This is a genomic window from Streptomyces sclerotialus, from assembly GCF_040907265.1.
GTDB classification, from domain to species: Bacteria; Actinomycetota; Actinomycetes; order Streptomycetales; family Streptomycetaceae; genus Streptomyces; species Streptomyces sclerotialus.
On sequence record NZ_JBFOHP010000002.1, the window covers coordinates 361,039 to 385,655 of the forward strand.

Genomic DNA, 24,617 nt, shown 5'->3' on the forward strand with positions numbered 1-24,617 from the left:
CTCAGTCCTCCGCGCTTCCGGGTACAGCGGTCAGCAGCTCGCCCAGGTCACCGACCACGACATCGGCCCCGTGCGCGCGCAGATCGCGGGCGCTCTCCGGCGTCGCCGTCCGGTCCACACCCACCACCAGCCCGAAGCCCCCGCGCCGCCCTGCCTCCACGCCGGCCAGTGCGTCCTCCACGACGGCCGCCGTGGCGGCGGTGACCTCCAGTCGCCGGGCCGCTTCGAGGAACAGCGCCGGGTCGGGCTTACCGTGCAGGCCGAGCCGGGCGGCGTCCTGCCCGTCCACGACCGTGCGGAACAATTCGATCAAGCCGGCTTTTGTCAGCAGCTCCCGGGCGTGCCGGGAAGCCGACACCGCGGCACAGGGAATGCCCGCCGCATCCAGACGGTGCAGCAGGCGAACGGTGCCCGGCCAGGTCGGCGCCCCCGAGACGTGCAGCCGTGCGACGAAACGCCGCTCCTTCTCCGCTGCCACGGCACCCACGGACCCCGTACCAGGCTCCTCCCCCGTCTCGCCTTCAGGCAGCCGCAGGCCGCGGGATTCCAGAAAGGCGAGAGCCCCGTCCAGCCGCGACTTGCCGTCCACGTACCGCCGGTAGTCCTCCCGCACATCGAAGGGGCGGCGCTGTGCCGGGTCGTCGGGCGGGTGGGCGCGCAGACATGCGTCGAAGGCTTCCTTCCAGGCGGCCGCATGCAACCGCGCCGAATCGACGAGCACACCGTCCGTGTCGAACACCACGGCTCGCACGTCACGGAGGCAGGAGGCAAGCCCCGTGCGAGCGCGCTCACCCGCGGTCCCGAACTCCTCCGCACCGTCCACGTCGACCGTCTCCTTGCTCCCCGGCCCTCGGAATCCAACGTATACGCCTCAGCGCCCCGGCATCGGCGGTCTCCAGCCGCTCGGTGTGCCGCCCTGCCCTCCACGAGGTCAGCCTTCGGGTACGACCGCGACGGGGCACAGTGCGTGGTGCAGTACCGTGTGGCCGACCGAGCCGAGGTGGGGACCGAAGGGCGTCTTCCGGCGGCGGGCGCCCACCACCAGCAGGTCGGCGGTCATCGACGCAGCTGTCAGAACGGTGCCCGGCGCCCCCTCCACCGTCCGGTGGTGGACTTCCAACCGCGGGCGTGTCCTGACTTGTTCGGTCAACACCTCATCGAAAAGTTCCTTCGCCCGCCGTTCGTGAGCGGCCCGGCACTCGCTGAGCAGCCCGTGCCGTTCACGTGCTTCCGCACTGGTGCACAGCCAAGCATGTACGGCTGCGATGTGACCACCACGGAGCGCTGCCTCTTCGAAGGCGAACGCTGCCGCTCCGGTGCCGGGCATCCGATTGCCGATCCCCAGACATACAAGGCGATTGCGCCCTGCGATGTTCGCTGCACGGCCCCGTACGACGACCACCGGGCAGTGTGCGCGGGCGGCCACGCCACGCCCCACCGAACCGAGCAGCGACGATGCCAGCCTTCCACGGCCACGGTGGCCGACGACCACCACCCTGGCCTCCCGGCTCTCAGCCGTCAGAGCCGCCTCCGGGGCAAGCGGCATCAGGCGCGTCGTGACCTTCAGCCCCCGAGCGCGCCGGGAGGCACGCTCGCTCGCGACGCTGACGAGGCTCTCCGGGGACTCGGCCGGGGGACGGCCGGGAACGTGCTCGGCCTGCCGCTCCTTCTCCCGGAACGCGTGCACGATACGCAGCCGCACGCCGTACCGCACTGCCGCGTCGACGGCCCAGTCGACGGCCTGCAGGCTCCATGCCGAACCGTCGGCTCCCACCACCACAGGACGGTGATCCACCATGTCGTCCTTTCGCCGCCCCGGCCCCTCCGAACTTCCTGGGGCCCGCCGACACCTTCGCGCATCCGGGCGTCTGCGGGCAGGGCCGTTCCGGTCCCGCACGAGGGCCCTTTCCCTGGGCCGATCGGCCCGCGATCTGCGACGGCCGGGCCCGTTCGGCCCTGGTGCGTCATGCACTCCGCGCGAAAGCTGGAGCTACGGCCGGTTCGGGTGGCCGCGTACGAACCGACGCGCTGTGCACACAGCGAACGGAGAGAAGGGGTCCCCATGAAGGCGTACGTCTTTCACGGACCGGGCCGATCGGCCTGGGAGGACGTGAAAGAGCCCGTGATCCAGGACGCCACCGATGTGATCGTGCGGGTCTCGGCCGTCACCATCTGCGGTACCGACCTGCACATCCTCAAGGGAAACGTACCGGAAGTCCGGCCGGAAACGGTGCTCGGCCACGAGGCCGTCGGCGAGGTGGTCGAAACCGGCAGCGAGGTACACAGCGTGCAGGCCGGCGACCGGGTGCTGGTGTCGTGCATCTCGGCGTGCGGCCGGTGCAGCTACTGCCGGGTGGGCACCTACGGCCAGTGCCGCGGCGGAGGCGGCTGGCTCCTGGGGCACACCCTCCACGGCACCCAGGCCGAGTACGTGCGCGTGCCCTTCGCGGACCTGTCCGTCCACCCGCTGCCGAGCGCCGTACGCGACCAGGACGCCGTACTGCTGGCCGACATCTTCCCCACCGCATACGAGGTGGGAGTGCTGAACGGAACTGTACGGCCGGGTGACACGGTAGTGGTGGTCGGCGCCGGGCCCGTGGGGCTCGCCGCCATTGCCACCTCGCGACTGTTCTCGCCGGCGCGGATCGTCGCCGTGGACCTCGCCCCGTCACGGCTGGCGGCGGCCCGGACGTTCGGCGCGGACGCGAAGGCGCTGCAGGGCGAGGGGCCCGAACAGCTCGTCGCCGACCTCACCGACGGCCTGGGAGCGGACGTCGTCATCGAGGCGGTCGGCGTCCCCGAGAGCTTCGAGATGTGTGTGCGCATGGTGCGTCCGGGCGGCCATGTGGCCAACATCGGCGTGCACGGCAAGCCCGCGACACTGCACCTGGAAGAACTGTGGAGCAAGAACGTCACGCTGACGACAGGGCTGGTCGACACCCGTACCACGCCCGCGCTGCTGCGCATGCTCGCCGAAGGGAGGCTGCCGACCGCGCCCATGGTCACGCACGCCTTCTCCCTCGGACAGATGGCGGAGGCGTACGACACCTTCGCGCGGGCGGGCGAAACGGACGCGCTGAAAGTCGTACTGACGGCCTAGCTTCACCGCCGAAGGCACAGCGGCGGAGGACTGCCCCGGAGAGGAGAGTGGCACACATGCGAGCCCAGCTCGGCGACGAACTGGTGGTGGAAAGCCCCACCACCGGAAGCCGCCTGCGGGAGGGAGAGATCGTCGGACTGCATCACGCGGACGGTTCTCCGCCCTACGACGTGCGCTGGTCGGACACCGGCCAGGTGACACTCGTCCATCCTGGACCGGATGCCCGCATCCGCTCCTCCAGGCTGCCGGAGCAGCCCCACGAACACTCCGGCACTCCTGGCACAGCACTCGACCCGTCACTCGACCCGTCACCTCCCGGAAGCGACTTCGGACGCCGGGTGGCTCACCGGCGGCGGCGGTTGGACCTGAGCCGGGCCGAGGTGGCCGACCGCGCGGGGATGGCCGAGAACTACCTCGCCTACCTGGAACAGCGGCCGGCCGACCCGTCCTCCGCCACCGTGCTGAGCCTGGCAGCCGCCCTGGAGACCACGCCCGATGTGTTGCGAGGAGCCGGTGCGGAGCGGGCACCGGGCCCGGGACGCGCGGCGTACCATCCGCGCCTGCACGAACTCGGGCCCGAGGAATGCCTGCGCCTGGTGGCCTCACACGGCGTGGGACGCCTGGCTCTGTCGACAGCCGACGGGCCCCAGGTGCTACCGGTGAACTACACGCTGATCGACGACACCGTCGTCTACCGCACGGCGCCAGGAACCGTCACAGCCACAGCGGTCGGGAAACTCGCGGCGTTCCAGGTGGACCACATCGACGAGGCCATGAGCCAGGGCTGGAGCGTCCTGATGGTCGGGCCCGCGCGGCTCGTCACAGGACCGGCCGCCGACGAACTGACCGCACGGGCACCTTCGTTGCCGTGGGCGGGAGGAGACCGCCCCCTTTGGGTGTCGATCAGGCCGCTGCGCATCAGCGGGCGGCGTATAGGCGTCGAGTGAGGTGGACGCCTCGCCCCGTTGCCTTCTCCGGCACGCTTCTCCCCCATGGCCGGAGCCGGTTGCCGCGCGCAAGAGGCCGTCCGGCCCCCATACCGTGCGGGGGCGCGCTGCACACTGGCCGTAGGACGAAGTGAGAAGTCCGAGCGACAAGGATCTCTCCATGAACTGCTTCGACTGCACACAAGAACGGAAAGACGTCTCGGCGGTCGCGGTCTGCTGTCATTGCGGCACGGGAATCTGTGCCGAGCACATGGTTCTCACGACCGAAGAAGTGCACCACGACGTGGGCACCGGCCCTTCCTGGGGGAAGCGTTCCGCCCGCCGCGCGACCTGTCGTACCTGCGGCGGTGCCGAACAGGAATCCCCCGCCACCTAGACGTCTCCGCCGCAGGACATCAGCCGCTGGACATCTGAAGGAGGGGCCGTGAAGGGAACACTCACCCTCGGCCGGATCGCCGGCGTACGGGTCGGCGTCCACTGGAGCGTCCTGGTCATTCTGGTGCTGGTGACGCTCGCCCTCGCCCAAGGGCGCCTCCCCGGGAACCACCCCGGCCACTCGGCCGCGGCCTACTGGGGCCTGGCCCTCGGAACCGCCGTGGTCTTCCTCGCTTCGCTGCTGGCCCACGAATTGGCGCACGCCGTCGTGGCACGCCGCAACCATGTCAAGGTCGAAGACATCACCCTGTGGATGCTCGGCGGAGTGGCACGCCTGCGCGACGAAGCGTCTTCCCCGCGCGCCGAGTTGCGCATCGCCGGGGTAGGCCCGCTGACCAGCGCCGTACTGGGCGCCCTGTTCGTCGGCCTCTTCCTGTGGCTGGACCGCCTGCCCGTCCCGCAGCTCCTCACCGAGGCGGTCGGCTGGCTCGCCGCCGTCAACATCCTGCTGGCAGTCTTCAACTCCCTCCCCGCCGCCCCGCTGGACGGTGGCCGACTGCTGCGCGCGTTCCTGTGGTGGCGCAGCGGCGACCGGCTGAAGGCCGCTCTCGGCGCCAGCGCCGCCGGACGCTTCGTCGGCTGGCTCCTGGTGCTGCTCGGATTCGCATCGGTTCTGCTCGGCGGCGACCTCTCAGGGCTGTGGCTGGCGCTCATCGGGTGGTTCATGATCGTGACGGCGACCGCGGAAGGCCAGCAGGCCCAGTTCCGCAGCACGTTGTCCGGCGTCCCGGTACGGCAGGTGATGACGCCGCATCCCGCCACTGTCCCCGCCACGGCCACCGTCGAGGACTTCCTCGCACACCTGCCCACCGACTACTACCGTCATACGGCCTTTCCCGTCATGCCTTCGGCAGGCGTGGACGGAGCTCCGGTCGGCCTGGTCTCCGTCACGCAGATCGACCGCACCCCCGCTGACCGCCGCGCCACCACCACGCTCGGCGACATCATGAGCCCCTTGGCCGACGTCACCACCGCCCTTCCCGACACTCCGGTGGTGAAGCTGATACCGCTCCTGGAAAGCGGTGCGGGGCGCCGCGCCCTGGTCATTTCGCCCACGACCGGCAGCCTCGTCGGCATCGTGTCGCGTTCGGACATCAACCGCGCCGTCTCCTGGCTGACGGCGGGAGCCGCACACCAGCCGTAGCGAGCGCGCCGGCTCGCGGTCCCAGGAAGGCCGAACCATGAGGCGCACGAAGACACTGTGGCGCTGGCGGAGCAACCCGCTCAAGCGGCCTTCCGACATCCTTGAGGCGAGGATCATCCTCGTGGCGGTCCTGCTCCTCCTGACCGGCGGCCTCACTGCCGCGCTCGTGACAGGGCGCACGGCCGCGGACAACCTCCACGAACAGCGTCAGAACCGCACCCCGACCACCGCCGTACTGGTCGATGACGCACCCGGCCGGTCCTCCGGCACCGCGTACCGGACCGGTGACACCAAGGTGAGCGTCACGGTCCGCTGGCAGGACCGGAACGGCTCCTCCCGTACGGGTTCGACGCGCGTCGAGCCGGACCGTCCGGCCGGCACGAAGATCACTGTCTGGGTCGACGAGCACGGCCGGCTCACCGCACGGCCTCCCGGCCCGGTCATCGGCGCCATCGAAGCGGCACTGGCCGGAACCGTGGCGGCGCTCGGCTGGTGCAGCCTCGTACTGAGCGTGGTGTACGGGATTCACCTGCGGCTGGACCACCACCGCGCCCAGCAGTGGGAGCGCGAATGGGCCGAAGTCGGCCCGCGGTGGGGGCGCAGGCGCACATGACTGCCGACGCACGACACGGCACACCGAGTGGGCGGACGCCTGCGTTCCGAGGCACCGGCCCCCTCCCCACACATCACCTCGGACGAGAGCCGCCACGGTCTTCGTGTCCAGCGGTGACACCGGCCTCGTGCGTCTTCCCTCGGGGACGACGGGCCCGGCAGGCGCGAGCCCGCTCGCTCCGGAATCAGGACAGTGGGGTACCTGTCTCCTTCCGCCGAGGCCGTTCGGCCCGATGTACATCGCTGCCGGAGGTGTCATCGTGGAGGCGGAGCGGCGGTGCCGGCCGGTGCTCAGGGCCCGGGGGTGCCGGTCGCGGGAGGGGGACGACACCATGTCCGCAACCGCCGACGGCGAGCAGCTGGCCGTCAAGGAGTGGAAGCTGCGCCTGTACCTCTACGAGACGGGCCCGAAGACCACCGCCTGGCTCGTGCTGGACACCGGCGACAACATCCTCGAAACGCGAGGCCACGCACACCGGAATCCGCAGGATGCCCCGGTGCCCGAGATCGGCGACGAACTGGCGGTGGGCCGCGCGCTGGCCGCCATGGGCCGCTTGCTGATCCACGATGCGGCGATGGACATCGAGGGGGTGGGAGCCGGGCACCTGCCCCGGGAGGAGTGACGACGGGCGGTTGACGACGGGCGGTCACCGGCCCGGGGACGGGGCCCGCCGGCCTCGGCTCTGCGTGCCCGAGCCTGGTCCGACTCGGTGGTGAACCGTCCACGCCTGCCACGATGTGCCTGCTCACCGTATCTTCGCCCGTCGCGCACGGCTGGTACGGCACCGGGCACGAACCGACAGCGCGGTGGCAGAAAGCCGGCAGCCACCGGGCTGGTGCCTACCGAACCACGAGCCGCCGCCTGCCGGTTGCGTCCCGCGTCCTCGCACCCTTGCACCCTTGCGGCACCCTTGCGCGAGGCGGCCACGGCGTCAAAGGGCCGAACGGGCACCTGTACCGCGACCGCCGTCCGCCTGTGGGCTGTCCGGTCCTTGACGGGGGCTCTTCGGCCCATGTCGGTGGGACCGGCTCGCGTACGACGCTGAGTGTGACGGCCGGAGCACATGCGGGAGGTCTCGGTGAACGACGTACGGCGGGATGCCTGGGTACTGCGCGACGACGGGCTGACCGCCCTGGTCCGGGAACTCGCGCGCGGCGGCCGGCAGGTGATCGGGCCGACCGTCCGGGACGGCGCGATCGTGCTCGCCGAGATCGACGACGCGGCACAGCTGCCCCACGGCTGGGGCGTCGAGCTGGCGGCCGGACGGTACCGGCTGGTGCGCCGCGAGGATGCGATGGTGTTCGCGCACAGCGCCGGGCCGCAGTCCTGGAAGGCGTATCTGCATCCGCAGCGGGTGCGCCGCTGGACCGCTGACCGGAGCGCAGACGGTGAGTGGACCGTACGGGGAGAGGACGAGCATGCGGCCGACGCCACTCCTGCCTACGCTTTCCTCGGGGTACGCCCCTGCGATCTGCGGGCGATCGCCGTTCAGGGGCGGGTGCTCGGCGGCGGGCCGGGAGCCGACACCGCCTACCGGCGCCGCCTGGCGCGGGCGTTCGTCGTCGCCGTGGAGTGCACCGAGCCGGGAGCGACCTGCTTCTGCACGTCCATGGGCAGCGGTCCCGCGGTGGATGCGGAGGACCGTGGCTACGACCTGGCGATGACGGAGCTGCTGGACGAGGGCGGGCACCGTTTCCTGGTACGGGCAGGCAGTGCCGCCGGGGCGGAGCTGCTGACCCGGCTGCCGGTCGAGGCTGCGGCCCCGGTGACGGAGTCTGCCGCGCGACGTGTGGTGGCGGACGCGGCGGAACGGATGGGCCGGTCCATGCCACCGGTCGATCTGCACACGTTGATGGCCGGTTCGCCGGCGGCAAGGCGCTGGGACGACGTGGCGAGCCGGTGCCTGACCTGCGGTAACTGCACGATGGTGTGTCCGACGTGCTTCTGCACCACCACCGAGGACGTCACCGATCTCACGGGCGACCACGCCGAACGGTGGCAGCGCTGGGACTCCTGCTTCGATCTGGACTTCAGCCGGTTGCACGGTGGGCCGGTCCGGGCGAGCGGGCGCAGCCGGTACCGGCAGTGGCTCACGCACAAACTCGGCACCTGGCACGACCAGTTCGGCGAGTCGGGGTGTGTGGGATGCGGGCGTTGCATCGTGTGGTGCCCGGTCGGCATCGACATCACCGAGGAGGCCACGGCGCTTGCCGAGGAGGCCGGACTGCCGGAGACCGCGGGCAGCGGGCAGGCGGCCGGGCCGGACAGGCGCGCGCGGCAGGAAGGCGGCGGACAGCGATGAAGACCTTGACGGGGCGGTTCGGAGCGCTCTCCGCCGAGCAGGGCCGGAAGCTGATGGCGTTGGGGCGCGAAGTGTCCTTCCCCGCGGGTACGCGGATCTTCGAGGAGGGCCGGCCGGCCGACCGGTTCTGGATCCTCCGCAGCGGCGCGGTCCAGCTCGACCTGCACGTGCCGGGCCGACGGCCGGCGGTCATCGAAACCCTGGGGCAGGGAGACCTGCTCGGCTGGGCGTGGCTCTTCCCGCCCCGCAGCTGGCATCTGGGCGCGGCGGCACTCAGTCCCGTACGGGCCTGGGAGTTCGAGGCGGAAGCGGTACGCGGGCTGTGTCATGAGGATCCGGTACTGGGACGTGATCTGGTACTGGCCTGCGCCGAGGTGATCGGGCACCGGTTGGTGTGTGCGCGTACCCGTCTCATGGATCTGTACGGCCCTCAGGGGAGCGGTGTGTGATGGCTTCGGCCCTGGCGACTTCGCCGTCCGGTGCCCTCTCCCGTGCGCCGTCGGTACCGGTGCCGTACCGGGTCGTCCGGCGCTGCCCGGAAACCGCGGACAGCGCGACGCTCAAGCTGGCGCCGGTCGGGAACCCGCTTCCTCCGTTCGTGCCGGGGCAGTTCGCCATGCTCTGTGCCTTCGGCATCGGGGAGATCCCGGTATCCGTTGCGGGGCTACCGGTGGGTGAAGCTGCGCTCGTCCACACGGTACGCACGGTCGGTGCTGTTTCCGATGCGCTGTACTCGATGGCCGCCGGTGACACGGTGGGCGTACGCGGCCCCTTCGGCACCGGCTGGGACCTCGGCATGGCCGCGGGCAGGGACGTACTGGTCATCGCAGGGGGAATCGGTCTCGCGCCCTTGCGGCCGGTCATCCTCGACATCTTGGGTGAGCGGGACCGCTTCGGCCGGCTGAGCGTCCTGATCGGGGCACGCACTCCGGCGGACCTGCTGTACAAGCTGCAGGCGAGGGCGTGGAGCGCGACGGCGGACGTCGCGGTCACGGTGGACCGTCCGGCGCCGGGCTGGCAGGGCTCGGTGGGTGTCGTCACCCGGCTGCTGGACCGGGCGGTCTTCCGGCCGGCGGACACCGTCGCGTACGTCTGCGGGCCCGAGCCGATGATCCGGGCGACGGCGCGGCAGCTGGTCACGCGAGGCGTTCCGGCGCACCGCATCCGCGTCTCGCTCGAACGCAACATGCGCTGCGGGTCGGCCGAGTGCGGCCACTGCCAGCTCGGTCCCGTACTGCTGTGCCGGGACGGGCCGGTGATCGGGTGGCACCGCGCCGAACCGCTGCTGACCGTTCCGGAACTGTGAGGTGAGCACCGTGCCCGCAACAGCACGTGCGACCCGCCCCACCCTCGCCGTCTTCAAGCTGGCCTCCTGCGACGGGTGTCAGCTCACCCTGCTGGACTGCGAGGACGAGCTGCTGGAACTGGCCGGACGCATCGAGATCCGGCACTTCCTGGAGGCGTCCAGCGCCGTCGGCTCCGGGCCGTACGACCTGGCGCTCGTGGAAGGCTCGGTCACCACTCCCGAGGACGAGCGGCGCGTCCACGAGATCAGGGCCGCCGCGCGTCATCTGGTGACCATCGGCGCGTGCGCGACCGCCGGTGGCATCCAGGCCCTGCGGAACTTCGCGGACGTCGAGGAGTACCGGGCCACGGTCTACGCCCGCCCCGAGTACATCGCCACGCTCGCCACCTCCACCCCCGTGTCCGCGCACGTCCCGGTCGACTTCGAACTGCGCGGCTGCCCCATCGACCGCGGCCAGCTGCTGGAGGTCATCACCGCGTTCCTGGTCGGCCGCAAGCCCGACATCCCCGATCACAGCGTCTGCTTCGCCTGCAAGCGGCGCGGCACGGTGTGCGTGACCGTCGCGCACGGCACTCCCTGCCTGGGGCCGGTCACCCACGCCGGCTGCGGGGCGATCTGCCCCGCGTACGGCAGGGGCTGCTACGGCTGCTTCGGCCCCTCGGCCACCACGAACCTGCCCGCGCTGATCCCGTTGCTGCGGCGGGACGGCATGGACGAGCCGACCCTCCGCCGGGCACTGCGCACCTACAACGCCACCGCCTTCGCCGCGCTGGAGGCCCGTTCGCAAGAGCAGGAGGAGCGGCCGTCATGACGCACCGGAGCTCACGGGTGCTGCGCGTCGGGGCGCTCAGCCGGGTGGAGGGTGAGGGTGCCCTGCATCTGCGGCTGCACGACGGCCGGGTGACGCGGACGGAGTTGCAGATCTACGAGCCGCCGCGGTTCTTCGAAGCGTTCCTGCGCGGCCGTGCGTACACCGAACCGCCCGACATCACATCGCGGGTCTGCGGCATCTGTCCGGTGGCGTACCAGCTCAGTGCCTGCCGTGCCGTCGAAGACGCCTGCGGTGTCGAGGTGGGCGGGCAGTTGGCCGCGCTGCGGCGGCTGCTGTACTGCGGCGAGTGGATCGAGAGCCAGATCCTGCACATCCACCTCCTGCACGCACCGGACTTCCTGGGGTACGCGAGCGCCGTCGACATGGCGCGCACCCGGCGTGCCGACGTCGAGCGCGGCCTGCGCATCAAGCAGGCGGGCAACGCGATCCTGGAGCTGCTCGGCGGGCGGGCCATCCACCCGGTCAATGTGCGAATCGGTGGCTTTCACCGCGTCCCGACGCGTGCCGAACTACGCCCATTGCGCGAACAGCTCGCCCGGGCCCGGGACGACGCCTGGGCAACGGTTCGCTGGGTAGCCGGCTTCGACTTCCCCGACGCGGGCGCCGACCACGCACTGCTGGCGCTCATCGAACCGGGACGCTACGCCATCGAAGGCGGCATCCCGGCGGTCATGGCCGCACCGCACGCACACGGGCTGCCTGGCGACACCGATGAGCCGCTCCCCCTCCGCCAGTTTCCGGTGCACGCCTTCACCGAGGAGGTCACCGAGCGGCAGGTGCCGTACTCCACCGCCCTGCAGGCGACACTCGACGGCGAGCGCTACCTCACGGGATCGCTCGCCCGCTACGCGCTCAGCGGGCGGTGGCTCTCCCCCGTCGCGCTGCAGGCAGCCCGCGAGGCCGGTCTCGGCGACCCGCTGTCCGGAGCCGTGTGCCGCAACCCGTTCCGCAGCATCGTCGTGCGGGCGGTGGAGGCCCTGTACGCGATCGACGAGGCACTGCGCATCATCGACGCGTACCGGCCACCGCCGCGCCCGTATGTGGAGGTCTTCCCCCGTGCGGACACCGGCCACGGCGCGACCGAGGCCCCGCGCGGCCTGCTGTACCACCGCTACGCCCTGGACGCGGACGGCACCGTGACCGACGCCCTCCTGATCCCGCCCACCGCACAGAACCAGGGCGCCATCGAGGAGGACCTGCGGCGCCTCGTCCAGCGCCGGCTCGACCACGAGGACGATCCGGTGACCGATACCGAACTCACCGCGCTGTGCGAGCGCGGCATCCGCAACCACGACCCGTGCATCTCCTGCTCGGCCCACTTCCTCGATCTGACCGTCGACCGCTCCTGAGGAGTCCTCCATGCCCGACATCGCACCCGTCCCGCGGTCCCCGCACACCGTCGACGACGTGATGACCCGCACGGTCGTCGCGGTCGGCCGCGAAGCGCCCTTCAAGGAAATCGTCAAGACGATGGAGCAGTGGAAGATCAGCGCCCTGCCCGTGCTCGAAGGCGAGAGCCGGGTCGTCGGCGTGGTCTCCGAGGCCGACCTGCTGCCCAAGGAGCAGTTCCGCGACCACACCCCCTCCCGGATCGAACAGGCCCGGGAGCTGGAGGCGCTGGTCAAGTCCGGCGGTATGACGGCCGGCGAGCTCATGACCACCCCGGCCGTCACCGTGCACGCCGACGCAACGATCGCCCAGGCCGCCCGCATCATGGCCGTCTACAAGATCAAGCGGCTGCCGGTCACCGACTCCGCAGGACGTCTGGAAGGCGTGGTCAGCCGCAGCGATCTGCTGAAGGTGTTCCTCCGGGAAGACGCCGACATCGCCGAGGAGGTCCGTCGCGAAATAGTCGGCCCGCTGTTCCGCTCTCCCGGCCAGGAGGTGACCATCGAGGTGGACGAGGGCGTGGTCACCGTACGCGGTGAAATCAAGGACTGCTCGCTGGTCCCGGTGGCCGCCCGGCTGATCCGCAGCGTGGAAGGCGTGGTCGACGCCGACATGCGGCTGACCGGCACCCGCCACCACTCACCGTCCTGAAACCGCAGGCGGCCCGCCGGAGGCAGCTCGTGAAGTACCTCGACGAATACCGCGATCCCGGGCTCGCCCGCCGGCTGCTGGACGAGCTGTCGGCGGTCGCCACTCAGCCCTGGCGGATCATGGAGGTGTGCGGCGGCCAGACCCACACGCTCGTCCGCCAGGGCATCGACGAACTGCTGCCGGCCGGGATCCGCATGATCCACGGGCCCGGCTGTCCGGTCTGTGTGACGCCGCTGGAGACCCTGGACCGGGCGATGGCCATCGCGGCCCGGCCGGGCGTCACGTTCACCAGCTTCGGTGACATGCTCCGCGTCCCGGGCACGCACACCGACTTGCTGTCCTTACGCGCCCGGGGTGCGGACGTCCGCGTCGTCTACTCCCCCATGGAGGCGGTGCGCCTGGCCGCCGCCCGCCCGGAGCGGCAGGTGGTCTTCCTCGCCGTCGGCTTCGAAACCACCGCACCGGCCAACGCCATGGCCGTGCTCCAGGCCGCACGGCTGGGGCTGCGCAACTTCTCCGTCCTGGTCAGTCACGTCCTGGTGCCACCGGCGATGGTCACTCTGCTGGAGGACCCCGACTGCGAGGTGCAGGCGTTCCTCGCCGCGGGACACGTCTGCGCGGTGATGGGCTGGCGCGAGTACGAACCGCTCAGCGCCCGCTACCGCGTACCGATCGTGGTCACCGGATTCGAACCACTGGACTTGCTGGAGGGCATCCTCCTGGCGGTCCGGCAGCTCGAATCCGGGCGGGCCGAGGTGGCGAACCAGTACGTCCGGGCAGTCCGCCGCCAGGGCAATCCCGTCGCACGCTCGGTCGTCTCCCAGGTCTTCCGCGTCACCGACCGGGCCTGGCGCGGCATGGGGCCGCTGCCCCGCAGCGGACTGGAACTCACCGAGGAGTACGCCGAGTTCGACGCGGCCCGCCGCTTCGACGTGGGCCGGCTGCACGCCACCGAACATCCCGAGTGCATCGCCGGCGCCATCCTCACCGGTGCCCGGCTGCCGACGGACTGCACGGCGTACGGAACGCGCTGCACCCCGCGCACCCCGCTCGGGGCCCCCATGGTCTCCGCTGAGGGAACCTGCGCCGCCTTCCACGCCGCCGGACGAGCGCCGACTCCGAGGAGCGCTTCATGACCCTCGACTGCCCTGCCCCGCACCATGAGGACGATCGGGTGCTGCTCGGCCACGGTGCCGGTGGGCGCCTCAGCGCCGAGCTGCTGGGCTCCGTGCTGCTGCCCGCGCTCGGCGCACCGGACGGCCCGCTGGAGGACGCCGCCCTCCTCCCCGGTCACCCCGAACTCGTCGTCAGCACCGACAGCTTCGTGGTCAGCCCGCTGTTCTTCCCCGGCGGTGACATCGGCTCCCTGGCCGTCCACGGGACCGTGAACGACCTGGCCATGCGGGGCGGCATGCCGGTGGCCCTGACGCTGTCCCTGGTCCTGGAGGAGGGACTTCCCCTCAGCGAGCTCCGTACGGTGATGGCGTCCGTCGGGAAGGCGGCGAGCGGCGCGGACGTACCCGTCGTCGCCGGAGACACCAAGGTCGTCGAGCGGGGCGCCGTCGACCGGATGTTCCTCACCACTACGGGGATCGGCCGCCGTCTCCCCTTCATGCGGCCCACCGCCGCCGGCGCCCGGCCCGGCGACGCGATACTGCTCTCCGGCCCCATCGGCCTGCACGGCACCGCCGTGCTCTCCACCCGCGAGGGCCTCGGCTTCGAGGCGGACATCGCCTCCGACTCCCGCCCGCTGCACCGCCTCGTACGGGTCCTCGCCCCGCTCGCCGGCCACGTGCACGCCCTGCGCGACCCCACTCGCGGAGGGCTGGCCGCCGCACTCAACGAGATCGCCCGCGACTCCCGGGTCGGTACCGAGATCGACGAGGCCCGCCTGCCGGTGCCCGCGCCGGTCGCGGCCGCCTGCGACCTGCTCGGGCTCGATCCCCTGCAGGTGGCCAATGAAGGCTGCTTCGTGGCGTACATCGCCGCGTCCGCCGCCGACGCCGCGCTGTCGGCACTGCGCTCGCTGCCCGAGGGGTGCGGTGCCGCCCGGATCGGCGAGGTCGTGCCGGACCACCCCGGCCGCGTGGTGCTGCGTACGCTGGTCGGTGCCCACCGCGTCATCGACATGCCGCTGGGGGAACAGCTGCCCCGCATCTGCTGACCGCGCGATCCGGCAGGGCCGGCCGGCGGCAGTCAGGGCTGACCGGCCCATGGCTGCCGTTCCCTCGTCAGCGCACGCTTGGGTCGACTCTCCGGGAGGTGAGTGACGTGATGTACGGATACGGCACCGGTATGAGCGGCTGGGGATTCATCGCGATGGCGATCGCGCAGCTGATCTTCTGGGGCCTGCTGCTCGTGGGTGTGGCGTTTCTTGTCCGTTACCTCGTCCGCAGTCACCGTGATACGGGAATACCGTCGGCCCATCGGACGCCGCAACAGGTTCTGGCGGAGCGTCTTGCGCGCGGCGAGATCGACGAGGAGGAGTACCAGCGCCGCCGCACGGCCTTGCGGGGCAGCTGACCCGACGCCTGCGGGGCCCTGGAAGACACCGAGCCGCTGGTCGATGCGACCACGCCTTGCTGAGAAGAAGGACGGAACCCGACAGCATGAACGCCAGTCCGGCGTCGTCCGACGCCCCTCCCATCCGGGTCTTCCTGCTGGATGACCACGAACTCGTCCGCCGCGGATTACAGGACCTGCTCAGCTCGGAGCCGGACCTGACCGTCGTCGGCGAAGCGGCCGATGCCCGTGAGGCACTCGCCCGGGCCCCCGCCCTGCGGCCGGACGTTGCGGTACTCGACGTCCGGCTGGGTTCCATGACCGAGGGCGCGGACAAGGAAGGCATCAGCGTCTGCCGCGATCTGCGCGCCGCCCTCCCTGATCTCGCCTGCCTGATGCTGACGTCGTTCGACGACGACGAAGCGCTCTTCGACGCCATCATGGCCGGGGCCGCGGGCTATGTACTCAAGCAGATCCACGGGACGGACCTGGTGACAGCCATACGTACCGTCTCGGCAGGCAAGTCGATGCTGGATCCCGGTGCGACCGCCCGCGTGCTGGCCCGTGTCCGCAGCCCTGCCGGCCACGGCACCACCGATCCGCCGGAACTCGCCCGTCTCTCACCCCGTGAACGGGAAATCCTGGACCTGATCGGTGAAGGCCTCACCAACCGCCAGATCGCCGAGCGCCTTTACCTCGCCGAAAAGACCGTGAAGAACCGGATCTCCGCCATCCTCAACAAGCTGAAGGTGGGCAGGCGGATACAGGCCGCCGTCATCGCCGAACGCTTACGGGAGCGGGGCGAGTCGGAGGAGGGCGGCAAGGCTGCCGGGTACGGGACACACGGGTCCTGGGGTGGTACCGGTCCTCGAACCCGTCGGCACCACCCCGTCCCCGAGCGTCAGGACCTACTGTGACAACGGAACGCTCCAGATCAGACGGGTTCCGCCGTGGGCCGGCGTCTCCAGGCGCAGGCTTCCGCCGAGCGCTTCGGCCCGGGACCGGATGTTGGCGAGGCCTCCGCGTTCCGGCGTGCCGGGGCCAAGGCCCGTGCCATCGTCCGTGACACTGAGCACGGCCTCCTCCGCCACGGTGAGGGCGACGTCCACGCGCCGGGGGTGGGCGTGCCGGGCGACGTTGCTCAGCGCCTCGGTGAGTACGGCGAGAAGATGCTCGGCCGTCGTCGACGGCACATCGGTGTCGACCGGCCCGTCCATACGCAGTGAGGGCGAGAACCCCAGCGTCTCCCCCGCCGCCCCGACGACATCGAGGATCCGGCGCCGTAAGCCGGCGGCTTCCCGCGGGTCCGCGGCGGTGCGCAGGCCGAAGATGGTGGAACGGATGATTTTGATCGTCTCATCGAGGTCATCGATCGCCCGTCCGACGCGCGCCGCGGCCTCCGGCCGATCGATCAGCCGCCCGGCACTCTGAAGCGTCATTCCCGCCGCGAACAGGCGTTGGATGGCCAGGTCGTGCAGGTCCTGCCCGATCCGGTCGCGCTCACGCAAGGCGTTCACCTGCTCCGACTCCCGGCGGCCACGATCCAGCTCCAGGGCGAGAGCGGCTTGCTCGGCGAACCCGGAGATCAGCCGTACGTCGCTGTCCGAGAACGGCTGCCGGCCCTGTGTGCGGCAGAGCCTGAGGGAGCCGCGAGTCTGTGCGTCGCTCCGCAGCGGAACGGCGACGGCCGGACCGGTGGCCGAGGTGTGAGCCCGCGTGTGCGCCCGTGGATCAGTGGAGAGGTCAGCGGTGACCACCGGTTCACCGGTGCGGGCAGCCAGGCCCGCGAGCGAACCGTCGAACGGCACCGCCGACCCCGCGAGCTGCTCCGCGTCCGCCCCTTGTGCGACTGCTGCGGTCAGCTCACCGGTGACAGCGTCCGGAAGGAAGACCGCCACCGACTCCGCGTCGGCCAGTTCGCCACTGCGCCGTGCGATCAGGTCGAGCACCTCACCGGTACCGGCTCCGGACAGCAGCGTCCTGGTGATCTCGCCCAGCGCTTCGAGCCATTGCTCCCGCCGCCGGCTCTCGTCGTAGAGACGCGCGTTGTCTATGGCCACGCCAGCGGCGACCGCCAGCATCGAGAGCATGGCCTGGTCCTCGGCGTCGAACTGCACTCCGCCGCGCTTCTCCGTGAGGTACAGATTGCCGAAGACCTCGTCACGGACGCGTATCGGCACCCCGAGAAAAGTCCGCATCGGCGGGTGGTGCTCAGGGAAGCCGTAACTGCTGGGGTGAGTGGTGAGGTCCGTCAGCCGCAAGGGCTTCGGGTGGCGGATCAGCTCGCCGAGTATGCCGTGCCCGGAGGGCAACGGGCCTATTTTGCGCGCCAGTTCGTCAGCGATGCCGACAGGAAGGAAACGGTACAGGCACTGGCCTTCTCCGATCACTCCCAAGGCGCCGTACTCGGCGTCGGCAAGCAGCACGGCGGCCTCGACGATGTGCTGCAGTACCTGCTCGAGATCAAGATCACCGCCGATGTCCAGGACCGCGTCCAGCAGGCCGTGCATACGGTCATGTGTGGCGCGGGCGGCAGCGAGCCGGGACTGCAGCTCCTCCAGAAGCAGTCCGTCCAGGCGCAGCGTCGGCGGCGCACCGGACTGTTGCGTGTGCACCGGCTGTTGCTTGTCAGCTGAGCCCGGCATGGGGCGAGCCTCCCCGCTCCCCCGTGTGCGATCCGCTCCCCGCAGACTAACCCGGAGGCAGCAGTTCGTCCCTACCCCGTACCTGTCGGTTCAGCGCTTGGTGCGCAGTCCGTGGACGCTCAGGTTTCCGGGACGACGGCGACCGGACACTGCGCGTGGTGCAGCACCGTGTGGTTCACCAGGCCGAGTTGCAGCCCGGTGTGTCCACGCCGTCGATGCGCGCCCACCACCATGAGGCAGGCGGTGTGCGACGCCGCCACCAGCACCATGCCCGGCGCCCCCTCGGCCGCCCGGCGCTCCACGGTCACCTGCGGGAATGCGGCAGCCGGTTTGTTCAGCGCCTCGTCGATCAGCTCCGCTGCGCGGCGCTCGTGTTCGGCTCGGTATTCGCCGTGCGGCCCGCACAGTCCAGCCACTTCGGTGCCGGCGCAGCGCCACGCGTGGACGGCCTCGACGGTGCAGTCGCGGAGGGCGGCCTCTTCCAGAGCGAACGTCACCGCCGCCGGGTCCGTCGCACGTTCACCGACCCCGAGGACAACTTTGCGTTCGCCGCCCAGGGTGTTTCCCGTACGGCCGCGTACCACGATCACGGGGCAGTGAGCACGGGCCGCCACGCCCAGCCCCACCGAACCGAGCAGCAACGACGTCAGCCGCCCCCGGCCACGATGCCCGACCACCACCGCCTTCGCCCGTAGTCCCTCGGCCAGCAGGGCCTCCACCGGGTCGTCCGGAGCGAGATAGGTGGTGACCTCCAGCCCCGGCACGCGCCGAGAGGCACGTTCAGCTGCGACGCCGACAATCGTCTCCTCCATGACGCGTTCGGAGGAGCACTCGGTCGACCCGTCAGGGAGGTGCCCCTCGTACCTTTCCCAGCGCGAGGCGTACACGATGCGCAGGGGAATGCCGTACCGCGCGGCCGCGTCGGCTGCCCAGTCCACCGCATCCAGTCCGGCGTCCGAACCATCGGCCCCCACCACGAGTGGATGTTCCATGATGCCGCCCTTCTCGTCACCGCGGCGTCGGCAACCCGCCCCGGAATCCGCGGACAGCATCACCCCGGCCGTTCGGCTCCGGGCAGGGGCCGGACCGGCTCCGCCTCGGGGCCTTTCGGCCCCGAGCGCGTCACGTCGGCCGGGCTTCATGCTGACGGCAGCACAGCGAAGGGATGCCTGCACCATGGATGAGCCGGAGCCGGGAAAGCGGACGACGAACGGCGGGGACGGCCCCCCGGCCCGGGCCACTGGGCCGGCCCGCGACGCGGCAGGTCGGCACGGGGTCCGGATCGTCGTGCGCGGAACGGTGCAAGGGGTGGGCTTCCGCCCCTTCGTCCACCGGACCGCGACGCGTCTGGGGCTGGACGGCACGGTACGCAACGTCAACGGGCACGTGGTGATCGTTGCTGCCGGGGCGCCGCTGTCCTTGTACCGGCTCGTCACAGCGCTGCACACGCAGGCTCCCCCGTCGGCAACGGTCGGCAGTGTCGAGGTCGGCCGCACGCCGGACGACCCGCCGCCCGGTACGGGCTTCACGATCGGCCCCAGCGCTGCCGGACCGCGGCAGAGCGGCGTCCGCGAGATTCCGCCGGACGCCGCGACCTGCGACGCCTGCATCAAGGAACTGTTCGACCCCGGCAACCGGCGCTTCCGCCATCCCTTCATCAACTGCACGGACTGCGGCCCGCGCGCCACCGTCATCGAATCGCTGCCGTACGACCGGGCCGGCACGACCATGGGCAGCCACGGCCTCTGCACGGCGTGCACGAGGGAGTACGACGACCCGTCCGACCGGCGTCACCATGCCGAACCCCTCGCCTGCCCGCACTGCGGCCCCCGGCTCATCTGGTACTCACTACGGGACGAGTCCGCTCTCCAAGCTGCCGAGGGGCTGCTCTCGGTCGGTGGCATCCTTGCGCTGAAAGGTATCGGCGGTTATCAGCTCGTGTGCGACGCGGCCCGGCCCGGCACGGTCGATGAGCTGCGCCGGCGCAAACACCGCCCGCACAAGCCGCTCGCGGTCATGGTCCCTGATCTGGCCGCAGCGCGGCGACTCGCGCACGTCAGCCGGGCCGCGGCCCGGGAACTGACGGCCCCGGACCGGCCGGTGGTGCTGCTTCCCGCCCGCGCCGGAAGTCCCGTACCCGCCACCGCGGTCCATCCGGACACCGGGCACATCGGCATCTTCCTGCCCACCACCGGCCTCCATCATCTGCTGCTGCGGGATCTGACCCGCCCGCTCGTCGTCACCAGCGGCAACGTCTCCGGAGAGCCCCTCGCCATCGACGACGTCGACGCCCACGAGCGGCTGGCCGGGATCGCTGACGGCTTCCTGACCCACGACCGGGGCATCCGCTCGCGATACGACGACTCGGTCGTCCAAGTAGTGGGAGGCACGCGCATGACGCTGCGCCGGGCCCGCGGCCTGGCACCGGCACCGCTCCCCCTTCCACATCCCGCGACGACTCCCCTGATAGCCGTCGGAGCCCAGTCCAAACACACCTTCACGCTGGCGGACGACCGGCAGGCCGTGCTCGGACCGCACACGGGCGATCTGCACGACGCCGACGCGCTGGAAGCATTCGAACGCGCCTACGCAGACCTCACCCGGCTCACCGGCGTCACTCCTCGGACAGTGGCCCACGACCTCCACCCCCGATACCTGTCCACGCAGTGGGCGATGCGATTCCCCGCGCAGTACCGCATGCCCGTGCAGCACCACCACGCCCACATCGCCGCCTGCGCCGCCGAGCACCGGCTGAGCGGCCCCTTCCTCGGCGTGGCCTACGACGGACTCGGCCTCGGTGACGACGGCACACTCTGGGGCGGTGAGGTGCTGCTCGCCGACTACACACACTTCCGCCGGGTCGGCCGTTTCGCCACCGCTCCGCTGCCCGGCGGGGAGTCGGCGGTACGCCACCCCGACCGCATGGCGCTGGGCTACCTCTACGGTGCCGAACCCCTCGGCGCGCCCATGCCCCCGCCGGAGGCGATCGCGCCCTTCACCGACCGGTTCGACGCGCGCACGCACGCCACCCTCCGCACCATGGTGCGCCGCGGCGTCAGCTCCCCCAGGGCCTCCAGCGCGGGCCGTCTCTTCGACGCGGCCGCGGCGCTCCTCGGTGTGTGCGACGAGGTGTCGTACGAGGGGCAGGCAGCGGTCACGCTGGAAGCCGCGGCGGGCCGGCGGAGCGCGCCCGCGCTGCCCTGGCGGCTGGTACGGGTGGACGGCCTGTGGGTCTACGATCCGATGCCGACCCTCACGGCGCTGTGCGCACCCGCCGGACCGCGGGACACCGCCCGGCTCGCCGCCGCCTTCCACACCACGGTCGCCGAGGTCACCGCGGCACTCGTCGAAAAGGCGGTCGAGGCGGGCGCGCCGCGGACGGTGTGCCTGGGCGGCGGCTGCTTCGCCAACCGCCGCTTGGTCACCGACGTACGCCGGCTGCTGCAGGCGCGGGACGTGGAGGTGTACGTCGGCGGCGCCGTGCCACCCGGGGACGGTGGAATCAGTTACGGGCAGGCAGCCATCGCCGCCGCCCTGCTCCCGAAGGGAACGTGAGCAGCATGTGCCTGGGCATACCCGGCCGTGTCCTGTCGGTTCATGACGATGCCGGGCTGCGGATGGCGACGGTGGACTTCGGTGGTGTGCGCCGTGAGGTGTGTCTGGAGTACACCCCCGGCGCGTCCGTCGACGAGTACGTCATCGTGCATGTCGGCTTCGCCATCACCACTGTCGACGAGCAAGAGGCCCGACGCACGCTCGACGTACTGCGGGCGATGGGTGATGCCGTGGCGGGCGAACTGGGTGAACCCCTGCCTGCCGGTGATGCTGCGCGTATGCGGCTGAGCCGCGACGCCGCCTTGTCCGGCCCCGGGCCGACGGCCCGGCCGGAGGAGGGCCGTTCAGCCCCGTAGCGGCCCCGCCCGGCCCCTCATGGCGGGCCGGTCCCGGCCGGACGATGGCCTCAGGAATTCAGCCCGTACCGGCGAAAGGGCAGCGATGGCCATGCACGCCGAAGGACCGGATGCGGTGCACGCGCTTCTGACGGACGGTACGACCGCGTCCATCAGGACCGTCCGCCCGGACGACCGCGAGCGCGTTCTGGAGATGTACCGGCGCATGTCCGCGGACAATCTGCGTCGGCGTTTCTTCGCCGCGAGCCTGCGCAGCGCCGAACAGGCTGCCGAACGGATCTGCACGCTCAGCAGCCCCACCGATCAGGCGCTGCTGGCTCTCGTCGGCGACAAGGTCATCGGGGTCGCGGAGTACCACCGCATCGACTCCCCCGACCGGCCGCAGCTCGCAGAAATCGGCCTGACGGTCGCCGACGACTGGCACGAGCACGGCGTCGGCACGCTGCTCCTGGAGCATTTGGCGCACACCGCACGCGCCGCAGGTGTCACCGCGTTCACGGCGGAATCCCTCGCCGACAACCACCTGATGCTCAAGGTCGTCGCGGATCTGGGGCTGCGCACGACCCGGCGCTTCGAGCAGGGCGAGGTGCACAGCACCATCGAACTGCAGGAGGACGAGCAGTACCTCATGGCGGTCGACAGCCGGGGACGTACCGCCGACGTGGCCAGCCTGCGCCCCCTGCTGCGGCCACGGTCCGTCGCCGTCATCGGAGCCGGCCGCAAAGAGACGTCGGTGGGCCGCGCCGTTCTCACCAACCTCCGCCGCAACGGCTTCAACGGCGCGCTGTACGCGGTCAATCCGCGCGCCGCGTCCATCGCCGACGTGCAGTGCTTCCCGACCGTCGCCATGCTGCCGGAGGCACCCGAACTGGCGGTGCTGGCCGTGCCCGCACAGGCGCTGCCGGACGTGGCGGAGCAGTGCGGTGCGCGAGGCGTGCGGGCACTCGTGGTCGTGGGCGCCGGGCTGCGGGACGAGGAGGCGACCGGATTGCTGGCGGCCTGCCGGCGGCACGGTATGCGGCTGGTCGGTCCCAACTGCCTCGGCCTGGCCGACACCGATCCCGCGGTACGGCTGAACGCGACGTTCGCCGCCACCGCGCCCCGCCCCGGCACGGCCGGAGTCGCCGTCCAGTCCGGCGGAGTGGGCATCGCCCTGCTCGGCGCGCTCTCCCGGCTGGGCATCGGCATCTCCAGTTTCGTCTCGCTCGGCGACAAGTACGACGTCAGTGGCAACGACATGCTGCAGTGGTGGGAGTGCGACGGCCGCACCGACCTCGCGGTGCTGCACCTGGAGTCCTTCGGCAACCCGCGCGCCTTTTCCCGTACCGCACGCCGGCTGGCCCGGCGGATGCCCGTGCTCACCGTCGACGCGGGCCGCTCCGAGGCCGGCCGGCGCGCCGCGGCCTCCCACACCGCCGCGCTGGCCACTCCGACGATGACCCGCCGTGCCCTCTTCCGCCAGGCCGGCATCATCCCCACCACCGGGCTGGGTGAACTCGTGGAAACCGCAGCTCTGCTGCACACCCAGCCGCTCCCGGCCGGCCCGCGTGTCGCGATCGTCAGCAACGCGGGCGGCGCGGCGGTCCTGGCCGCCGACGCCTGCGCCGAAGCCGGTCTGACCATCCCCGAACTGCCCGCCGCGCTCGCGGCAGACCTCTCTGCCGCACTGCCGGCGGGGGCGCGCGTGGCCAACCCGGTGGACACCACGCCCGCCGTCACCTCAGCCGCGTTCGCCCAGTGCCTGGACCGGCTGGCCCGTCACGGCGCGGTCGACGCCGTACTGGCCGTACTGGTGCCCACCGCACTCGCCGCGGCGAGCGGAGACGACCCGGTCGAGGCACTCATCCGCCCGGCGGGAGCCCGGAACCGGCCGGTCCTGGCGGCGCTCCTGGACCAGGCGGAACCGGTTCGCCTGCTGCCGGCGCCGGAGGGGCGGCCGGTTCCCGCCTACGCCGAGCCGGCCGCCGCGGCCCGGGCGCTGGGCCACGCGGTGGAGTACGCCCGCTGGCGTGCGGAACCGCTGGGCTCGATACCGTCCCTCGACCGCACCGACGCTCCGACGGCCGCCCTCCTCGTGGACGACTTCCTCCAGCACACGCCTGAGGGCGGCTGGGCCGATCCCCGGCTGTGCGGTGCCTTACTGGACGCGTACGGGATACCCCAGCAGCCCTGGGCCTGGGCCAACAGTCCGGACGCCGCGGCCGCGGCCGCCGAACGTCTGGGCCTGCCCACCGCCCTCAAAGCCCACTGGCCCGGCATCGTCCACAAGAGCGAGGTCGGTGCCGTCCGCCTGGACCTGCGGAGTCCGGAGGCGGTGCGCGCGGCCTACCGGGACTTCGCCGACAGGTTCGGCGAGCTGATGACGGGGACGGTGGTACAGCCCATGGCTGAGCGGGGCGTCGAACTCGTCGCCGGCGTGACGCACGACGACGTCTTCGGACCGCTCGTCCTCTTCGGCCTCGGCGGCACGGCAACCGAAGTACTGGCCGATCACGCCGCCCGGCTGGCACCGCTCACCGACCAAGACGTTCATGCCCTGATCACCACGCCCCGTTGTTCTCCACTGCTCTTCGGACAGCACGGTGACGGCCCGGTCGACCTCGAAGGCCTCGAACAACTGCTGCACCGCCTCTCCCGCATGGCCTGCGACCTGCCGCAGCTCGCCGAAGCTGACCTCAATCCGGTACTCGCCGGCCCCGGGGCCGTGACCGCCCTGGACGTGCGCATCCGGCTGACACCACGCGCAGCCGAGGCCCCGTACCTGCGCCGCCTACGTGCCCGCTGACCCGGCGCGCCTCGCCACGCCGACCCGCTCGCACCACACCAGGAAGGAGCGGAAC

General features: G+C 71.5%; 23 protein-coding genes. 19 read left to right on the forward strand and 4 right to left on the reverse strand.

Annotated features, from left to right (window positions below; all coding sequences use genetic code 11):
- Position 1 precedes the first annotated feature (1 nt).
- Positions 2–823, reverse strand: a complete 822-nt coding sequence (locus AAC944_RS01800; protein WP_051871309.1) for an HAD family hydrolase — start codon at positions 821–823, stop codon at positions 2–4.
- Between the two features lie 108 nt (positions 824–931).
- A complete protein-coding gene (locus AAC944_RS01805; RefSeq protein ID WP_030607576.1) occupies positions 932–1,798 on the reverse strand; it encodes a universal stress protein in 867 nt (288 codons plus the stop codon).
- Between the two features lie 264 nt (positions 1,799–2,062).
- Here AAC944_RS01805 and AAC944_RS01810 point away from each other — a divergent pair, with 264 nt between their 5' ends.
- The 16 genes from AAC944_RS01810 (at position 2,063) to AAC944_RS01885 (ending at position 16,138) form a co-directional block, all read left to right on the forward strand.
- The gene (locus tag AAC944_RS01810) at positions 2,063–3,100 is read left to right on the forward strand and encodes an alcohol dehydrogenase catalytic domain-containing protein (RefSeq protein WP_030607573.1); all 1,038 of its coding nucleotides are present in this window, start codon (positions 2,063–2,065) and stop codon (positions 3,098–3,100) included.
- 56 nt (positions 3,101–3,156) lie between these two features.
- Entirely contained in the window at positions 3,157–4,047 is an 891-nt protein-coding gene (locus AAC944_RS01815) for a DUF1918 domain-containing protein (RefSeq protein ID WP_030607571.1), read from the forward strand.
- A gap of 160 nt (positions 4,048–4,207) precedes the next feature.
- Positions 4,208–4,423: a DUF2180 family protein gene (locus AAC944_RS01820; RefSeq protein ID WP_078888243.1), complete on the forward strand. Its 216-nt coding sequence runs from the start codon at positions 4,208–4,210 to the stop codon at positions 4,421–4,423.
- A 48-nt stretch (positions 4,424–4,471) separates the two neighbouring features.
- Complete coding sequence (locus tag AAC944_RS01825) at positions 4,472–5,626, forward strand: site-2 protease family protein (protein ID WP_030607567.1); 1,155 nt, start codon at positions 4,472–4,474, stop codon at positions 5,624–5,626.
- Between the two features lie 37 nt (positions 5,627–5,663).
- Positions 5,664–6,239 (forward strand): Rv1733c family protein, encoded by a 576-nt coding sequence (locus AAC944_RS01830; protein WP_030607564.1) that lies wholly within the window; start codon positions 5,664–5,666, stop codon positions 6,237–6,239.
- 331 nt (positions 6,240–6,570) lie between these two features.
- Positions 6,571–6,861: a dsRBD fold-containing protein gene (locus AAC944_RS01835; RefSeq protein WP_030607563.1), complete on the forward strand. Its 291-nt coding sequence runs from the start codon at positions 6,571–6,573 to the stop codon at positions 6,859–6,861.
- Between the two features lie 441 nt (positions 6,862–7,302).
- Complete coding sequence (locus tag AAC944_RS01840) at positions 7,303–8,541, forward strand: 4Fe-4S dicluster domain-containing protein (protein ID WP_063759856.1); 1,239 nt, start codon at positions 7,303–7,305, stop codon at positions 8,539–8,541.
- Positions 8,538–8,990 carry a cyclic nucleotide-binding domain-containing protein gene (locus AAC944_RS01845; RefSeq protein ID WP_030607557.1) on the forward strand — a complete coding sequence of 151 codons (453 nt, stop codon included), beginning with the start codon at positions 8,538–8,540 and terminating at the stop codon, positions 8,988–8,990. The genes AAC944_RS01840 and AAC944_RS01845 overlap by 4 nt, the downstream gene beginning before the upstream one ends.
- Positions 8,990–9,847 (forward strand): FAD/NAD(P)-binding protein, encoded by an 858-nt coding sequence (locus tag AAC944_RS01850; RefSeq protein ID WP_051871308.1) that lies wholly within the window; start codon positions 8,990–8,992, stop codon positions 9,845–9,847. Before AAC944_RS01845 ends, AAC944_RS01850 begins: the two co-directional genes overlap by 1 nt.
- A 10-nt stretch (positions 9,848–9,857) precedes the next feature.
- On the forward strand, positions 9,858–10,658 hold the full coding sequence (locus AAC944_RS01855) for an NADH-quinone oxidoreductase subunit B family protein (RefSeq protein WP_030607551.1): 801 nt from the start codon (positions 9,858–9,860) through the stop codon (positions 10,656–10,658).
- On the forward strand, positions 10,655–12,028 hold the full coding sequence (locus AAC944_RS01860; RefSeq protein WP_030607547.1) for a Ni/Fe hydrogenase subunit alpha: 1,374 nt from the start codon (positions 10,655–10,657) through the stop codon (positions 12,026–12,028). Before AAC944_RS01855 ends, AAC944_RS01860 begins: the two co-directional genes overlap by 4 nt.
- A gap of 10 nt (positions 12,029–12,038) precedes the next feature.
- Positions 12,039–12,719: a CBS domain-containing protein gene (locus tag AAC944_RS01865; RefSeq protein WP_030607544.1), complete on the forward strand. Its 681-nt coding sequence runs from the start codon at positions 12,039–12,041 to the stop codon at positions 12,717–12,719.
- A 29-nt stretch (positions 12,720–12,748) separates the two neighbouring features.
- On the forward strand, positions 12,749–13,855 hold the full coding sequence (gene hypD, locus AAC944_RS01870) for a hydrogenase formation protein HypD (RefSeq protein WP_030607540.1): 1,107 nt from the start codon (positions 12,749–12,751) through the stop codon (positions 13,853–13,855).
- Positions 13,852–14,883: a hydrogenase expression/formation protein HypE gene (gene hypE / locus AAC944_RS01875; RefSeq protein WP_030607537.1), complete on the forward strand. Its 1,032-nt coding sequence runs from the start codon at positions 13,852–13,854 to the stop codon at positions 14,881–14,883. Before hypD ends, hypE begins: the two co-directional genes overlap by 4 nt.
- 98 nt (positions 14,884–14,981) lie before the next feature.
- Positions 14,982–15,242, forward strand: a complete 261-nt coding sequence (locus tag AAC944_RS01880) for an SHOCT domain-containing protein (RefSeq protein WP_368396762.1) — start codon at positions 14,982–14,984, stop codon at positions 15,240–15,242.
- Positions 15,243–15,328: 86 nt separating this feature from the next.
- Positions 15,329–16,138: a response regulator gene (locus tag AAC944_RS01885; protein ID WP_078888242.1), complete on the forward strand. Its 810-nt coding sequence runs from the start codon at positions 15,329–15,331 to the stop codon at positions 16,136–16,138.
- Here the strand turns inward: AAC944_RS01885 and AAC944_RS01890 are convergent.
- Positions 16,130–17,866: a GAF domain-containing sensor histidine kinase gene (locus AAC944_RS01890; RefSeq protein ID WP_196942704.1), complete on the reverse strand. Its 1,737-nt coding sequence runs from the start codon at positions 17,864–17,866 to the stop codon at positions 16,130–16,132. The genes AAC944_RS01885 and AAC944_RS01890 overlap by 9 nt on opposite strands.
- 119 nt (positions 17,867–17,985) lie before the next feature.
- A complete protein-coding gene (locus tag AAC944_RS01895; RefSeq protein ID WP_368396763.1) occupies positions 17,986–18,918 on the reverse strand; it encodes a universal stress protein in 933 nt (310 codons plus the stop codon).
- A gap of 235 nt (positions 18,919–19,153) precedes the next feature.
- Between AAC944_RS01895 and hypF the strand changes: the two genes are divergently transcribed.
- The 3 genes from hypF (at position 19,154) to AAC944_RS01910 (ending at position 24,562) form a co-directional block, all read left to right on the forward strand.
- Entirely contained in the window at positions 19,154–21,421 is a 2,268-nt protein-coding gene (gene hypF / locus AAC944_RS01900; RefSeq protein WP_368396764.1) for a carbamoyltransferase HypF, read from the forward strand.
- Positions 21,422–21,426: 5 nt separating this feature from the next.
- Positions 21,427–21,777, forward strand: coding sequence for a HypC/HybG/HupF family hydrogenase formation chaperone (locus tag AAC944_RS01905; RefSeq protein ID WP_063759855.1), 351 nt, complete (start codon positions 21,427–21,429; stop codon positions 21,775–21,777).
- Positions 21,778–21,862: 85 nt separating this feature from the next.
- Positions 21,863–24,562, forward strand: a complete 2,700-nt coding sequence (locus AAC944_RS01910; RefSeq protein ID WP_037771054.1) for a bifunctional acetate--CoA ligase family protein/GNAT family N-acetyltransferase — start codon at positions 21,863–21,865, stop codon at positions 24,560–24,562.
- Positions 24,563–24,617: the final 55 nt, after the last annotated feature.